The 15,439-nt window shown below is 62.6% G+C and carries 16 protein-coding genes; 15 read left to right on the top strand and 1 reads right to left on the bottom strand.

Annotation, left to right across the window (positions count from 1 at the left end; all coding sequences use genetic code 11):
* The first annotated feature begins 14 nt into the window (after window positions 1–14).
* Genes AC1DEK_RS13670 through AC1DEK_RS13635 form a run of 8 tightly spaced genes read left to right on the top strand, consistent with a single transcriptional unit; the run spans window position 15 to window position 7,194 of the window.
* On the top strand, window positions 15–2,960 hold the full coding sequence (locus AC1DEK_RS13670) for a monovalent cation/H+ antiporter subunit A (protein ID WP_478125761.1): 2,946 nt from the start codon (window positions 15–17) through the stop codon (window positions 2,958–2,960).
* Complete coding sequence (locus AC1DEK_RS13665) at window positions 2,960–3,313, top strand: Na+/H+ antiporter subunit C (protein WP_478125760.1); 354 nt, start codon at window positions 2,960–2,962, stop codon at window positions 3,311–3,313. The genes AC1DEK_RS13670 and AC1DEK_RS13665 overlap by 1 nt, the downstream gene beginning before the upstream one ends.
* Window positions 3,310–5,010 (top strand): monovalent cation/H+ antiporter subunit D, encoded by a 1,701-nt coding sequence (locus tag AC1DEK_RS13660; RefSeq protein WP_478125759.1) that lies wholly within the window; start codon window positions 3,310–3,312, stop codon window positions 5,008–5,010. Before AC1DEK_RS13665 ends, AC1DEK_RS13660 begins: the two co-directional genes overlap by 4 nt.
* Complete coding sequence (locus tag AC1DEK_RS13655) at window positions 5,010–5,501, top strand: Na+/H+ antiporter subunit E (protein ID WP_478125854.1); 492 nt, start codon at window positions 5,010–5,012, stop codon at window positions 5,499–5,501. Before AC1DEK_RS13660 ends, AC1DEK_RS13655 begins: the two co-directional genes overlap by 1 nt.
* Window positions 5,498–5,776, top strand: coding sequence for a K+/H+ antiporter subunit F (locus tag AC1DEK_RS13650; protein ID WP_478125758.1), 279 nt, complete (start codon window positions 5,498–5,500; stop codon window positions 5,774–5,776). The genes AC1DEK_RS13655 and AC1DEK_RS13650 overlap by 4 nt, the downstream gene beginning before the upstream one ends.
* Before the next feature lie 16 nt (window positions 5,777–5,792).
* On the top strand, window positions 5,793–6,152 hold the full coding sequence (mnhG, locus tag AC1DEK_RS13645; RefSeq protein ID WP_478125757.1) for a monovalent cation/H(+) antiporter subunit G: 360 nt from the start codon (window positions 5,793–5,795) through the stop codon (window positions 6,150–6,152).
* A gap of 55 nt (window positions 6,153–6,207) precedes the next feature.
* Window positions 6,208–6,612, top strand: coding sequence for a hypothetical protein (locus AC1DEK_RS13640; RefSeq protein ID WP_478125756.1), 405 nt, complete (start codon window positions 6,208–6,210; stop codon window positions 6,610–6,612).
* A gap of 27 nt (window positions 6,613–6,639) precedes the next feature.
* A complete protein-coding gene (locus AC1DEK_RS13635; RefSeq protein WP_478125755.1) occupies window positions 6,640–7,194 on the top strand; it encodes a DedA family protein in 555 nt (184 codons plus the stop codon).
* A gap of 4 nt (window positions 7,195–7,198) precedes the next feature.
* Here AC1DEK_RS13635 and AC1DEK_RS13630 read toward each other — a convergent pair whose 3' ends face one another.
* Window positions 7,199–8,527 (bottom strand): MFS transporter, encoded by a 1,329-nt coding sequence (locus tag AC1DEK_RS13630; RefSeq protein ID WP_478125754.1) that lies wholly within the window; start codon window positions 8,525–8,527, stop codon window positions 7,199–7,201.
* A gap of 150 nt (window positions 8,528–8,677) precedes the next feature.
* Here AC1DEK_RS13630 and cyoA point away from each other — a divergent pair, with 150 nt between their 5' ends.
* From cyoA to AC1DEK_RS13595, 7 genes are read left to right on the top strand one after another with little or no spacing between them, the layout of a single operon-like run.
* Window positions 8,678–9,742 (top strand): ubiquinol oxidase subunit II, encoded by a 1,065-nt coding sequence (cyoA, locus tag AC1DEK_RS13625; RefSeq protein ID WP_478125753.1) that lies wholly within the window; start codon window positions 8,678–8,680, stop codon window positions 9,740–9,742.
* Between the two features lie 2 nt (window positions 9,743–9,744).
* Entirely contained in the window at window positions 9,745–11,748 is a 2,004-nt protein-coding gene (gene cyoB, locus AC1DEK_RS13620) for a cytochrome o ubiquinol oxidase subunit I (protein WP_478125752.1), read from the top strand.
* Window positions 11,741–12,382, top strand: a complete 642-nt coding sequence (gene cyoC, locus AC1DEK_RS13615) for a cytochrome o ubiquinol oxidase subunit III (protein ID WP_478125751.1) — start codon at window positions 11,741–11,743, stop codon at window positions 12,380–12,382. The genes cyoB and cyoC overlap by 8 nt, the downstream gene beginning before the upstream one ends.
* Entirely contained in the window at window positions 12,379–12,777 is a 399-nt protein-coding gene (gene cyoD / locus AC1DEK_RS13610) for a cytochrome o ubiquinol oxidase subunit IV (RefSeq protein WP_478125750.1), read from the top strand. The genes cyoC and cyoD overlap by 4 nt, the downstream gene beginning before the upstream one ends.
* Window positions 12,774–13,568: an SURF1 family protein gene (locus tag AC1DEK_RS13605; RefSeq protein WP_478125749.1), complete on the top strand. Its 795-nt coding sequence runs from the start codon at window positions 12,774–12,776 to the stop codon at window positions 13,566–13,568. Before cyoD ends, AC1DEK_RS13605 begins: the two co-directional genes overlap by 4 nt.
* Window positions 13,561–14,895 (top strand): ATP-binding protein, encoded by a 1,335-nt coding sequence (locus AC1DEK_RS13600; RefSeq protein WP_478125748.1) that lies wholly within the window; start codon window positions 13,561–13,563, stop codon window positions 14,893–14,895. Before AC1DEK_RS13605 ends, AC1DEK_RS13600 begins: the two co-directional genes overlap by 8 nt.
* Window positions 14,885–15,427: a response regulator transcription factor gene (locus tag AC1DEK_RS13595; RefSeq protein ID WP_478125747.1), complete on the top strand. Its 543-nt coding sequence runs from the start codon at window positions 14,885–14,887 to the stop codon at window positions 15,425–15,427. The genes AC1DEK_RS13600 and AC1DEK_RS13595 overlap by 11 nt, the downstream gene beginning before the upstream one ends.
* The last annotated feature ends 12 nt before the right edge of the window (window positions 15,428–15,439 follow it).

The raw sequence follows: 15,439 nt of genomic DNA, 5'->3' as shown, positions 1-15,439 counted from the left end.
TAGAATTGATCGCAATGCCCCTTGTCTTTCTCGTTGCTCTTCCCTTCATCGCGAGCGTCATCGCGGCTCTGCTGCCATCTGACGCGCGCAACCGGGAATCGACGCTCGCAGGCCTCGTTGCGTTAGGCTGCGCCATACAGGCAGCCTGGTTCTTCCCGACAGTCGCAAGCGGCCAAGTGATCCGGCAAGAAATCGAGTGGATGCCGGCACTCGGGTTGAATCTCATCCTTCGCATGGACGGCTTCGCATGGCTATTCTCCATGCTGGTCCTGGGCATCGGCGCGCTGGTGGTGCTCTATGCGCGCTACTACATGTCGCCGTCCGATCCGGTGCCGCGCTTCTTCTCGTTCTTTCTCGCGTTCATGGGCGCAATGATGGGCGTGGTGCTTTCAGGCAACCTCATCCAGATGGTGTTGTTCTGGGAACTCACCAGTCTCTTCTCATTCTTGCTGATCGGCTACTGGCATCACCGTCGTGATGCGCGACGTGGTGCGAGCATGGCGCTGACGGTCACCGGCGCGGGCGGCCTTTGTCTGCTGGCGGGCGTGCTGGTGCTGGGGCGCATCGTCGGCAGCTACGAACTCGACGCGGTTCTCGCCGCCGGCGACGAGATCCGCGCCAGTCGCCTCTATCCCGCCGCACTGGTGCTGGTGCTGCTGGGTGCCTTCACCAAGAGCGCGCAATTCCCCTTTCACTTCTGGCTGCCACGCGCCATGGCGGCACCGACACCCGTCTCGGCCTATCTGCATTCGGCGACGATGGTGAAGCTCGGCGTATTTCTGATGGCACGCCTCTGGCCTGTACTTTCCGGCACCGAGCAATGGTTCTGGCTCGTGGGCGGCGCAGGAGCGATCACCCTGCTGCTGGGAGGATACGTAGCGATGTTCCAGCGTGACCTCAAGGCGCTGCTCGCGTATTCGACCATCTCTCATCTCGGGCTGATCACGCTGCTGTTGGGGCTCAACAGCGATCTTGCGGCCGTCGCGGCGGTGTTCCACATCATGAATCACGCGACCTTCAAGGCGTCGCTCTTCATGGCGGCCGGCATCATCGACCACGAAAGCGGCACGCGAGACATTCGAAAGCTCAGTGGCCTGCTCAAGCTGATGCCGATCACGGGCACGCTGGCGATCATCTCGAGCGCAGCGATGGCTGGTGTGCCGCTGCTCAACGGCTTCCTGTCCAAGGAAATGTTCTTTGCCGAGACTGCGCTGGTCGAAGCAACGCCATGGGTCAGCAAGAGCTTGCCCGTCCTCGCGACTGTCGCCGGCATGTTCAGCGTCGCGTATTCGCTGCGTTTCGTGTTCGACGTGTTCTTCGGTCCGCCATGCGGGCCACCCGAAGTGCCGAAAAAGCCGCACGAGCCGCCGCATTGGATGCGCGTACCGGTCGAGTTGCTGGTGTTGATCTGCCTGGTGGTGGGCATAGCGCCGGCATGGTCGGTGGGTGCCTTCCTGATCGCAGCCGCAACGCCAGTCGTGGGTGGCCAGTTGCCGGAGTACAGCCTGGCCGTGTGGCACGGTTTCAATCAACCGCTGGCGATGAGCCTGACCGCTTCACTCGGAGGCGTGGTGATCTACCTGCTGCAACGCCGAGGGCGCGCACGCGGCGCCTTGGAGACGACGCCTCTCCTAAGCCGCTTCGATGGACAACGCATCTTCGAGAATCTGCTCGCGCGCCTGAGTGAAGCAGGCCGGCGTGGCCGGCGTCTCCTGGGCACCCGACGGCTGCAGACGCAATTGCTTCTTCTCGTCAGCGTAGCGGTTGCCGGTGCAGGCGCGGCGCTCTATTTCACGCCGGCCGAAAGCGGATCGCGCTCAATGCTTCCGTTCTCGCCCATGTTTGCGATGACTTGGCTCATTGGATGCACCTGCGCAGTAGCCGCTGCGTGGCAAGCCAAGTTTCACCGACTCGCATCGCTGATGCTCGCTTCGGGCGCCGGGCTGGTGTGCTGCATCACCTACATCTGGTTCTCGGCACCGGATCTCGCGCTCACTCAGTTGGTGGTCGAAGTGGTGACGACGGTGCTGATCCTCCTCGGTCTGCGATGGCTTCCGATGCGCTCGGCCACACGGCAGGCGGCAGTCGGGCGATTGCGCCCCCGGGCACGGCGTGCACGCGACATAGCGGTGGCAATCGCAGCGGGCGCCGGACTCGGCTCGATCGCGTGGATGATGATGACGCGACCTTTCCCGCAAAGCATCTCGTCCTTCTTCCTGGAGCGCGCCCTCACCCGCGGCGGCGGCACGAACGTCGTGAACGTGATGCTCGTCGACTTTCGCGGCTTCGATACGTTCGGAGAAATTACGGTCCTCGGCGTGGTTGCGCTGACGGTCTATGCGCTGCTCCGCCGCTTCCGACCGGCTCCGGAATCCATGGCGCTGCCGCTGCAACAGCGGCTGCTGGCCGACGACACGAACACCGATCTGCTCAATCCACGCCGCGCCAAGGACACCGCCGTCGGCTACCTGATGGTCCCTGCCGTGCTGGTGCGCCTGCTGCTCCCGCTGTCGGTGCTCGTTTCGGTCTATTTCTTCATGCGCGGCCACAACCAGCCCGGCGGCGGCTTCGTGGCCGGGCTCGTGATGTCGGTCGCGCTGCTGCTCCAGTTCATCGTCTCGGGCACCGAATGGGTCGAAGAGCATCTGCGCATCTATCCCAGGCGGTGGATTGCCGTTGGCCTCCTGCTTGCACTGGCCACAGGTGGCGGCGCCATCGTGCTCGGCTATCCGTTCCTCACCACGCACACGGCGCACCTTCGCTTGCCGATCCTCGGAGAGGTGCATGTGCCCAGCGCGCTGTTCTTCGACATGGGCGTGTTCGCGCTCGTGCTCGGTGCCACGATGCTGATCCTCACGGCACTCGCCCACCAATCGATTCGCAGCCATCGCTGGTCCGACGAACAGGCTGAAAAAGACGCGGCTCGTACCGCCCTCGCTGCGAAGGAGGCGGTCGCCTGATGGAAATCGTTCTCGCCATTGCCATTGCCATCGTCTCCGGATCGGGCGTGTACCTGTTGCTGCGGCCGCGGACCTTCCAGGTGATCATGGGTCTCACGTTGATCTCCTATGCGGTCAATCTCTTCATCTTCAGCATGGGTCGGCTGAAGCTCGACAGCGAACCGGTGCTCGAGCCCGGCATTGCCGCCACCCTTGCCAACACTGCCGACCCGATGCCACAGGCGCTGGTGCTCACGGCGATCGTCATCGGCTTTGCGATGACAGCGCTGTTTCTCGTGGTGCTGCTGGCCTCGCGTGGGCTGACGGGCACCGACCACGTGGATGGCGAAGAACGCCGGGAGCCGCAGGAATGACCGGCTTCTTGAACCTGATCGACAGGCTGCTCGAATTCAGCATGCCGCACCTGATCGCCGTGCCGATCCTGGTGCCGATGCTTACCGCAGGTCTCATGCTGCTCCTGGGTGAACAGCGACGGCGGGCAAAGTCCGCCTTGAGCGTCGCATCCGGCCTGATCGGACTTCTCGCAGCGCTTGCCTTGCTGCGCTGGGTCAATGCGCCTGCGACCGGGGGCGGCCCAGGCTCGATCGGCGTCTATCTGCCGGGCAACTGGCATGCGCCCTTCGGCATCGTGCTCGTTGCGGATCGTCTCTCGACGATGATGGTGGCGCTCACCGGGGTGGTCGCGTTCGCCGCCTCCATCTATTCGACTTCGCGGTGGGATCGAGCCGGCGTTCATTTCCACCCGATGCTGCAATTGCAGCTCATGGGCCTCAATGGCGCCTTCCTGACGGGGGACCTGTTCAATCTCTTCGTCTTCTTCGAGGTGATGCTCGCAGCCTCTTATGGGTTGCTGCTGCACGGCTCGGGCCGGCTGCGCGTGCATGCGGGGCTTCACTACATTGCAATCAACCTGGCGGCTTCGTCGCTGTTCCTGATTGGCGCCGCATTGCTGTACGGCGTGACCGGTACGTTGAACATGGCGGACCTCGGCGTGCGCATCGCCCAGATCTCGCCGGCCGATCGCGGGCTGGTGCACGCGGCCGCGGCCATCCTTGCGACGGCCTTCTTCGCCAAGGCCGGTGCGTGGCCGCTGAACTTCTGGCTCGTGCCGGCGTACAGCTCCGCGGTTTCGCCCGTGGGTGCGGTGTTCGCTCTCCTTACCAAGCTTGGCATCTACACCTTGCTGCGCCTATGGACGGTCATGTTCGCGCCGGACACGGGTGCTTCCGCGGAGTTCGGGCAAGGAGCGCTGGTCACGACGGGGCTGGCGACCTTGTTCGTGGGCGCACTGGGGATCGTCGGCACGCAGCGGCTTTCCAATCTCGCTGGCTTCAGCGTGCTGGTTTCGGCAGGCACGCTGCTGGCGGCCATCGGGTTTGGCCAGCCGGCCATGTGGGCTGGCGCCCTCTACTACATGCTGAGCTCGACGCTCGCGGTGAGCGCCTTCTTCCTGCTGATCGACATGATCGAGCGCTGGCGCAATTCGGGAATGAGCATCGCGCCGCACGAGGCAGCCGGGGATGCGCCGTTTCTGTCCGAAGACTTGCGGAGGTCGGATGACGTGAATCTCGACGACCACGCGCAGGCGTTGTATGGGCGAGCCATTCCGGCGGGGGTCGCCTTCCTGGGCCTCAGTTTCGTCGGATGCACGATCTTGCTGGCTGGGCTGCCGCCGCTGTCCGGCTTCGTCGGCAAATTCGCCATGCTGTCTGGACTCTTCAGTGTCTCGAAGGTCGCTCCAGCGGCGTGGGCCTTCATGGCGCTGCTGCTCCTGTCGGGCTTCTTCACGCTGATCGCCTTGAGCCGCACCGGCATCCGGCATTTCTGGACCCAGGCTCATGCGACGCTGCCTGCGCTGCCGGCACTCGAAGTTCTGCCGGTGGCGGCGCTCCTCGCGGCGTGTTTTGCGCTCACGTTCTGGGCGGGACCGGTGATGCAACACGCCGTCGCCACGGCCGAAAGCCTCCGGACCCCGACTGCCTATCGGGCTGCCGTGCTCGGCGCGCGGGAGGTGCCAAGCCCGACCTCTGAAGCCGGAGCCGCCAAATGATCAAGCGCTGGATCCCATCGCCCCCGCTTTCGCTGGGCCTGTTTGTCGTCTGGCTGCTGCTCAACCAATCAATGGATGTCGCGACGCTGCTGCTTGCAGCGATCCTGGCATTCGCCGTGCCGTTGCTGACGCAGTCGCTCAGGCCTTCGACCGTCAGGATGCGACGCCCTGGCGTTGCGCTGCGGTTGAGTGGTCTGGTGCTCTACGACATGATCCGCTCCGCCTTGACGGTGGCGCGACTGCTGCTGACCCAGCGCAACGCCGACATGAACCCATGCTTCGTTCGAGTGCCGCTCGATGTCCGGGACCCGAACGCGCTGGCCGTGCTCGCGATGATCATCTGCCTCACCCCCGGCACCGCTTGGGGCGAGGTTTCATTCGATCGATCCAGCCTGCTGATCCACTTGTTCGACGAACCCGACGAGGTGGCCTTCGTTGCCATGGTCAAGTCCCGCTATGAACGCCCGCTGATGGAGATCTTCGAATCATGACGCCGATCCTGTTCTGGGCACTCAAGCTTGCGCTGCTGTTGCTCGCCGTCGCCATGACCTGCGCCGTCGCTCGCCTGCTCATCGGGCCCACTGCGCAGGACCGTGTGATGGCGCTCGATTGCCTCTATATCAACGGAATGCTCATGATGCTGGTGCTGGGCATCGTCTATACGAGCAACGTCTATTTCGAGGCTGCGATGCTGATTGCGCTTTTCGGCTTCGTGAGTTCGACGGCGCTCGCGAAATTCCTGCTGCGCGGCGAGGTGATCGAATGACGAACGGAGATTGCGCATGAACGAATTCATCCAAGCCCCACTGCCAATGTGGGCAGAGATCCTGACCGCGGTGTTCGCTCTGACAGGCGCCGCTTTTGCTGCCATTGGTTCTTTCGGGCTGGTGCGGCTGCCGACGTTTTTCCGTCGAATCCATGCGCCGACGCTCGGCGCGACCTTGGGCGTGTGGAGCATGACCCTCGCGACGATCGTCTATTTTTCGGTCCAGGGCTTCAATCTTTTCTTGCACGCTTCGTTGATCGCGTTGTTCGTTGCACTCACCGCGCCGGTTACGACCATTTTCCTGATGCGCGCGGCGCTCTTCCGCGAAAGGCTCAAGGACGGAAACGTTCCGAAGGCCGACCCGAAAGCGCCTTGAGACGCCTTCCGCACGGCAGTCGACGCATACTTGCAATGATCTCGTGGAGTTTGAAATGAAGATTCTTGCCTCGACGGCGGCAGCGGCCGCCGGCCTGCTGCTGACGCTGAGCGCCAGCGCGCAGGTTTTCGGAACCGACAACAGTGCGGCCGCACGCGCCGAACGGAACAAGCAAGGGGCCGAGGCCGCAAGGGGCCCCCAGATGAGTGAAGGTGATCCCATCCCTGCGGCCGAGCCCCGCTTCTCGCCCGAGCAACGTGCAGCCGCACGCGCTCAGCGCCGCAGCATCGGCGAGGAAGCAGCGAGAGGTCCGCAATTGGGCGAAGGCAATCCCGTTCCCAACRCACGCGCGCCCGTACAGAGCACCGATCGCTCTTCGGCCCGAAGGACGCGCGCCGGCGAAGCAACACGCGCGAACAAGGAAGGGGAGATCAAGTCGAAGGGCGAGACGAGCTACTGACACCATTCTTCCCGGCATCATTCGGGCATGCATCTGTCAGAACTGCTCCAGAACTACGGCTATCCCGTGGTGTTTTTCGCCGGGCTGTTCGAGGGCGAGACGATCCTGATGCTGGGCGCCTTTGCGGTGCATCAGGGCTATCTTTCGCTAGGTCCCTTGATTGCTTGCGGCGCAGCGTCGGCCTTCCTGACTGACCAGTTCTATTTCCACCTGAGCCGCCGCAAGGGGTTGGAACTGCTTGCAAACCGTCCCAAGCTGCGCGTTCACATTGAGCGGGTGAACGGGTTTGTCTCGCGCCATCCTGTGGCGACGATTTTCCTGATGCGTTTTGCATGGGGCTTGCGCATCGCGATGCCGGCGACGCTCGGTATGGGCCGGATGTCGGCCTTGCTTTACGCCGGCCTCTGCGCGGTGGCTGCAGTCGTCTGGTCCACGGTCGTGGTGCTGTTTGGCGTCAAGCTCATGGGCTGGGTGCATTCGTGGGTCGGGCACTTTCGACCCTACGAACACAAGCTGATTCTGGCGGCGCTCGTGATTACGCTGGCAGTAGCGCTCTTCAAGCAGTGGCGCGTCCGCCGTTGATCGGCTATTCGCGGATTTCGAGCGCCCGGTTAATGCGCAGGGCCACGAGAGTGCAGACGGCGCCTGAAAGCAGATAGACACTGACGTAACCGAGTCCGAAGTGCGACGAAAGGCCCAGCGCCACCAGCGGCGCGAAAGCGGCGCCGATCAGCCATGCCAGATCGGAAGTCAACGCAGCGCCCGTGTAGCGGTACTTCGCCTCGAAATTCGCGGTGACGGCACCCGCCGCCTGTCCGTACGACAAGCCCAGAATCACGAAGCCCACTAGGATGAACACGTCCTGGCCAAGGCGACCGCCATCCAGAAGCGTTGGCGCAAAACCGCTGAACACTGCAATGAGCACCGCAAGGCTGCCGAGCGTGTTACGCCGGCCCATCCGGTCGGCAATCAGGCCCGAAGCAACGATGCCGATGGCCCCGAGCACGGCGCCGACCATCTGCACCAAAAGGAACTCGGTGATCGACTGCGTCGAGTACAGCGTGATCCACGAGAGCGGGAAAACGGTGATCAGGTGGAACAGCGCATAGCTTGCCAGAGCCGCAAAGGCGCCAATGACGATGTTGTAGCCCTGCGAGCGCGTCATCTCGACCACGTCGGTCGGCTGAAGTTCACGCGCCTCGAGCAAGCGATCGTATTCGTTGGTCGAGACCAGCCTGAGGCGCGCGAACAACGCGACCACGTTGATCGCAAAAGCCACGTAAAAGGTGTAACGCCATCCCCAGTCGAGAAAGTCCTCGAGCGAGAGGCTCGAATAGAGAAACGCAAACAGCGCGCTCGCCAGGAAGAAACCAACAGGGGCGCCCAGTTGACCAAGCATCGCGTACCACCCGCGGCGATTCGCGGGGGCATTGAGCGCCAGCAGCGAAGGGAGCCCATCCCACGAACCACCCAGCGCCAGCCCCTGCCCGACACGCAGGAGCGACAGCAGGATGATCGACGTGAAACCGATGCTCGCGTAGCCCGGAAGAAAGGCCATGCCCGCCGTCGATATGCCCAGCAGGAACAGCGCGATTGTCAGTTTGGCCTCGCGCCCGAAGCGGCGCTGGACAGTCATCGATATGACGGTGCCAAAGGGACGGGCAATGAACGCGAACGAAAAGATCGTGAAGGCGAAGAGAATCCCTTCGAGGCGATTTTCGAAAGGAAAGAACACCGCCGGAAAGACCAGGACCGAGGCGATCCCATAGACGAAGAAGTCGAAATACTCCGACGCGCGCCCAATCACCACGCCAACGGCGATCTCCGAAGGTGTGACGTGTGAGTGGTCCGAGTCGCCCCCATGAAGGGTCGAGTTCAGTTCGTGTTCGGTGCTACTGATGCCTGACATCGTCATTTCTGCTCTGGTTCGTGTGTCGTCAAGTGGACTTCGCGAGCGTCTCACCGAATCGGGATTGCCGCCATAGGACAAAACGTCCAATATCCGGCGCAGGCCAAACCAAGTAGATTCTGGACTCTTTGCCCAGCAAACGCACCATTCTCCGGCATGCCTCCCCTCAAGAACTTTCGCGGACTACTCTTGCTCCCGCTCGCCATGTTGGCGGGGTGCAACACGGTGGTTCTGAATTCGTCCGGCGATATCGCCCGTCAGCAAGGTCAGCTCATCGTCATCTCAACGGTGTTGATGCTGCTCATCATCGTGCCGGTCATCGGCCTGACCATCTTCTTCGCCTGGAAATACCGACAGTCGAACAAGGAAGCCAAGTACTCGCCGGAATGGGACCATTCCACCGAACTCGAACTGGCCATCTGGGCAGCCCCGCTGCTCATCATCATCGCGCTGGGTGCCATCACCTGGATCAGCACTCACACACTGGATCCCTATCGCCCATTGAGGCGGATCGAAGCCGGGCGGCCGGTGCCTGACGACGTCAAGCCACTCACGGTCGAAGTGGTCGCACTCGACTGGAAGTGGCTCTTCATCTATCCCGAGCAAGGCATCGCGAGCGTCAACGAGATGGCGGCGCCGGTCGATCGGCCGATCGTCTTCAAGATCACGGCCTCTTCGGTCATGAATTCGTTCTACATCCCGGCGCTGGCTGGCCAGATCTACGCGATGCCTTCCATGGAGACCAAGCTCAACGCGGTCATCAACCAGCCGGGCGAGTTCGAGGGCTTCTCCGCCAACTACAGCGGCGCTGGGTTCTCGAACATGCGCTTCAAGTTCCATGGCGTGAGCGAAGCCGATTTCGAACAGTGGGTCCAGAAGGCCAAGTCCAGCAACAGTGCCCTGACCCGCGCGGTGTACCAGGAACTGGAGCGCCCGAGCGAGCGCGACCCGATTCGTCATTTCGGCACGGTCGAAAGCGATCTCTACCAAGCGATCCTGAATCGCTGCGTGGACCGGAACAAGATGTGCATTCATCAAATGATGGCCATCGATGCAGGCGGCGGCGTGGCCGGGCCTGCCGGCACCTTCAACGTCACCTCGCGCCCCTGGCAACCTGACGGGAAGAATTCGCCTCTTCGCACCTACGTCGCAGCCATGTGCACTCCCAATGACCCGGTCGGCCTGTCGGTCCCGAGTACCAACCTTCGCATCCAAGAGTAACGATGCCTGAACATCTAGATTTGACGAGGCTGATCTTCGGCCGCCTCACCTGGGACGCGATTCCCTTTCACGAGCCGATTCTTCTTGCGACGTTCATCGGTGTTGCGATTGGCGGCCTGGCCATTCTCGGCGCGCTGACCTACTTCCGTCTCTGGGGCCCGTTGTGGCGCGACTGGTTCACCAGCATCGACCACAAGCGAATCGGCATCATGTACATCATTCTCGGCCTGGTGATGCTGCTGCGCGGTTTTGCCGACGCGATCATGATGCGCGCCCAGCAGGCGGTCGCATTCGGCGACCAGGCCGGATTCCTGCCGCCGCACCACTACGACCAGATCTTCACGGCCCACGGCGTGATCATGATCTTCTTCGTCGCCATGCCGCTCGTCACCGGCATGATGAACTACATCGTGCCGCTGCAGATCGGCGCGCGCGACGTGGCCTTTCCGTTCCTGAACAACTTCAGTTTTTGGATGACCACCTTCGGCGCGGCGCTCGTCATGGCGTCGCTGTTCGTCGGGGAATTCGCGCGCACCGGCTGGTTGGCGTATCCGCCGCTGTCGGGGCTGCAGTTCAGTCCCGACGTGGGCGTCGACTACTACATATGGTCGTTGCAGATCGCGGGGGTCGGTACCTTGCTGTCAGGGGTCAACCTGATCGCCACCATCGTGAAGATGCGCGCTCCGGGCATGACGCTGATGAAGATGCCGATCTTCACCTGGACCGCCCTTTGCACCAACATCCTGATCGTCGCTGCCTTCCCTGTGCTGACCGCCGTGCTCGCGCTGCTGTCGCTCGACCGCTACGTCGGAACGAACTTCTTCACGAACGACTTCGGCGGCAACCCGATGATGTACGTGAACCTGATCTGGATCTGGGGCCACCCAGAGGTCTACATCCTGATCCTTCCAGCGTTCGGCATCTTCTCCGAGATCGTCGCCACGTTCTGCGGCAAGCGGCTCTTCGGTTATGCGTCGATGGTCTACGCGACGCTCGTGATCACGATTCTTTCGTACCTCGTCTGGCTGCACCACTTCTTCACGATGGGCTCCGGGGCGAGCGTCAACTCGTTCTTCGGCATCACGACGATGATCATCTCGATCCCCACCGGAGCGAAGATCTTCAATTGGCTGTTCACCATGTACAAGGGCCGCATTCGCTTCGAGCTGCCAATGATGTGGACGATCGCCTTCATGATCACCTTCGTCATCGGCGGCATGACGGGCGTGCTGCTTGCAGTGCCTCCGGCTGACTTCGTGCTGCACAACAGCCTCTTCCTGATCGCGCACTTCCACAACGTGATCATCGGTGGCGTGCTGTTCGGCATGCTGGCCGGTATCACCTACTGGTTCCCGAAGGCGTTCGGCTACAAGCTCGATCCCTTCTGGGGCAAGTGCTCGTTCTGGTTCTGGGTCGTCGGCTTCTATCTCGCCTTCATGCCGCTCTATGTCCTGGGTTTGATGGGCGTCACGCGCCGCTTGAACCATTTCGATGATCCTTCGCTGCAGATCTGGTTCCAGATCGCCGCGCTGGGCGCCGTGCTGATCGCAGTGGGCATTGCCTGCCTGATCATCCAGTTCGTGGTGAGCTACCTTCGCCGGGACCAGCTTCGCGACTTCACTGGTGATCCGTGGAATGGCCGTACGCTCGAATGGTCGACCTCGTCGCCCCCGCCCGCCTACAACTTCGCGTTCACGCCCCGCGTGCATGAAAACGACGCCTGGGACGACATGAAGAAGCACGGCTACACCCGGCCGCTCGAGGGATTCATTCCCATCCACATGCCGAAGAACACCGGCGCCGGTTTCATCATCGCCGCGCTCGCGGCGGTCTGCGGCTTCGCGCTCATCTGGCAAATGTGGCTGGTTGCGGGCATCGGCTTTTTCTCGATGCTTGCCGCAGTGATCATCCATACCTTCAACTACAAGCGCGACTATCACGTCCCGGCGGACGAAGTCGTCCGCACCGAAGGCGATCGCACTCGCCTCCTGGCCGCCCATGTCTGACGTTACTGCCCTCTCCCCTGCCGGCGCCCTGAGCGCCAACCCGAGTTCGCGCTTCTACCTGCGCGACGAACACCATCCCGAAAACGGGACGATGCTCGGCTTCTGGCTCTACCTGATGAGCGACTGCCTGGTGTTCGCGTGCCTGTTCGCGATCTACGGCGTCCTTGGCCGCAGCTTTGCGGCAGGCCCGTCGGGCGCCGACTTGTTCGATCTGCCGCTGGTGGCGCTGAACACCTCCTTGCTGCTGCTGTCGTCGATCACCTACGGGTTCGCGATGATCGAGATGCAGCGCAGCCGCGTGAAAGCCACAATGATCTGGCTGCTGGTGACCGGCCTGCTCGGCGCCGGCTTTATCGGCATCGAGCTCTACGAATTCGCGCACCTGATCCACGAAGGCAACGGTCCGCAGCGCAGCGCGTTCCTTTCGTCGTTCTTCGCGCTGGTGGCGACGCACGGTCTGCACGTGACCTTCGGCATCGTCTGGCTCATCACGCTCATGGTGCAGGTGGGCAAGCACGGCTTCATCGCCGCGAACCGTCGCCGGCTGATGTGCCTGTCGATGTTCTGGCACTTTCTGGACGTCGTCTGGATCGGCGTCTTCACCTTCGTGTACCTGATGGGAGTGCTGCCATGAGCGCGCATGACGAAATCTCCGCCCATGACGACCATCACGGCGATCACCACGGCCATGACGATGGCGCGCCCCATTCGACGTTCAAGGGCTACATGACGGGTTTCGTGCTGTCGGTGATCCTGACGGCAATTCCGTTCTGGCTTGTGATGGGCAACGTCTTCGAGAAGTCCAGTGTCACGGCCTTGGTGATTCTCGGTTTTGCCGCGGTGCAGATCGTGGTGCACATGGTGTACTTCCTGCACATGAACGCGAAGTCCGAGAACGGTTGGACGATGCTGGCGTTGATCTTCACTGTGGTGCTGGTCGTGATTACGCTGAGCGGGTCGTTGTGGGTGATGTACCACCTCAACCACAACATGATGCCGGGCATGACCGACATGCACAAGATGCCTTGAACGAGCGCGGTCCCCGTTCCGCGCCGGTCCTGGTTGCGCTCGCGCTCTGCGCAGCGCTGATGTTCGCGGGCTTCGTCGCGCTCGGGGTCTGGCAACTCGAGCGACGGGCCTGGAAGCTCGACCTTATCGAGCGTGTCGATCAGCGAGTGCATGCACCCGCCGTTATTGCGCCCAGCCCGGACGAATGGCCGCAGGTGAATGCAGCCGCCGACGAATATCGGCGCGTCACGGCGACGGGCACATTTCTCCACGACCGGGAAACATTGGTTCAAGCGACCACAGCGCTCGGCGGCGGCTATTGGGTACTGACGCCGCTGCGCGCCGCCGATGGCAGCGTATTGCTGGTCAATCGCGGCTTTGTTCCGCCCGAAAGCCGCGATCGCGCCACTCGCAGTGCCAACGAGCCAACGGGCGAGACGACCGTCGTCGGCCTCCTGCGAATGTCCGAACCTGGCGGCAGCTTCATGCGCAAGAACGACCCCGCCGCAAACCGCTGGTATTCGCGTGACGTCCAGGCCATCGCAACCGCCCGCGGCCTGACGCTCGTGGCGCCCTACTTCGTGGATGCCGAACCCGCTCAACGTGCCGGTGCCGCATCGGCCGGCAATGGGAATCGGCCTGTGGGCGGACTGACGGTGATCGAATTCCCGAACAGCCATCTGACGTACGCAGTCACGTGGTTTGCCCTGGCCCTGATGATCGCCTGCGCCGCCTGGTACGTGGGACGTGATGAACTTCGCCTGCGGCGAAATCCGATGGCCCGAACGAACGAAGATGCCATCCATGACTGAAGGCAGGCGCACGGGGGACGCGACCGGGCTCAAGAACATGCAGCAGTTGATCCAGCTGCGCTGGATCGCGGTGGTCGGGCAGGTGGCCACCATCATGGTCGTGCATTTCGGGTTCGAAATCCACCTGCCGCTCGACCAGATGCTGGCGGTGTTGGCCTGCCTTGCAGCCTTCAATGCTGCCAGCCAACTGCGGTGGCGCATCCACAGGGACGTGACCAACACAGAGCTTTTCGTTGCGCTGCTGGTGGACGTCGCCATGTTGACGGCCCAGCTGTATCTCAGCGGCGGCGCGACGAATCCCTTCGTCTTCCTCTATTTGCTGCAGGTGATCCTGGGCGCGGTGTTGCTCGACGCGTGGTCGACCTGGACGATGGTCGGCATCACGACCGCCTGCTTCGCCGGTCTTGCACTCTTTTCGGAGCCGCTCGCACTTCCGCGCTCCTACAGCCAAGGCTTGTTCAGCCCCTTCGTCATCGGGATGTTGATCTGCTTTGCGCTCATAGCCGCGCTGCTGGTGATCTTCATCACCCGGATCAGCCGGATCTTGCGCGGACGCGACGCGCGGCTGGCAGACCTGCGCCAACGCGCCGCCGAGGAAGAGCACATCGTGCGCATGGGCCTCCTGGCGTCGGGTGCCGCGCACGAACTGGGCACGCCGCTTGCCACGCTGGCGGTGATCCTGGGCGATTGGCGACGACTGCCGCACTTCACTTCCGATCCCGAACTGCTCGATGAGGTCACTGAGATGCAGGCCCAGGTCCAGCGCTGTAAAACCATCCTGACGGGCATCCTGCTGTCGGCCGGCGAGGCGCGCGGGGAAAATTCGGAAGAGACGACCGTCAGCACCTTTCTCGACGACCTCGTCGAAGAATGGCGAACGACGCGCGCCGCCGCTTCCTTTGCTTATGAAAACCGGTTCGGCCACGACCTGCCCATGGTCTCGGATTCGGCACTCAAGCAGATGATCTACAACGTGCTGGACAATGCCCTGGAGGCTTCGCCGCACTGGCTCGGCCTCGTCGCCGCGCATGACGGCGACGCGTTGACACTGACGGTGATCGATGTCGGCCCCGGCTTCGCGCCCGAGATGCTCGCTCAATTCGGCAAGCCCTATCAGTCGAGCAAGGGTCGGCCCGGCGGCGGACTCGGTCTCTTCCTGGTGGTCAACGTGGCGCGCACGCTCGGCGGAAGCGTCACTGCACGCAACCGGCCCGAAGGCGGTGCGGTCGTGACGCTGACGCTGCCGCTCGCTTCAATCACTCTCGAAGAAGACGAAGAGAGCGACCAGAGCGAACAGAGCAAAGAGGACAACCCACATGGAAGCTGAAGCTGAACGCCTGCTCTTGATCGTGGAAGACGATGCCGCCTTTGCGCGCACGCTGGGCCGCTCGTTCGAACGCCGGGGCTATTCGGTCATGCTCGCGGCGAACCTCGAGCAGGTGACCGAGCTCCTGCGTGAGCACTCGCCCGGCTATGCCGTCGTCGATCTCAAGCTCAATGGCGACGCCTCGGGCCTTACCTGCGTGCAGACACTGAACACGCACGACCCTTCCATGCTGATCGTGGTCCTCACCGGTTTTGCCAGTATTGCGACCGCCGTCGAGGCGATCAAGCTCGGTGCCTGCCATTACCTGGCGAAGCCGTCGAATACCGACGACATCGAGGCGGCGTTCGGGCGGGCCGAGGGCAACGTTGAAGTCGAACTGACCAACCGCTCGACGTCCATCAAGACCCTGGAATGGGAGCGCATCCACGAGACGCTCGCCGAAACGGGTTTCAACATCTCGGAGACTGCGCGCAGGTTGGGGATGCACCGACGAACGCTGGCCCGCAAGCTCGGCAAGCAGCGCGTCAAATAGTTCGCTGCCGCG

The sequence above is a fragment of the Variovorax sp. 10N420 genome, assembly GCF_056394705.1.
The sequence above is the reverse complement of the archived record's forward strand: the minus strand, read 5'-3'. Positions and strand labels throughout refer to the sequence as shown.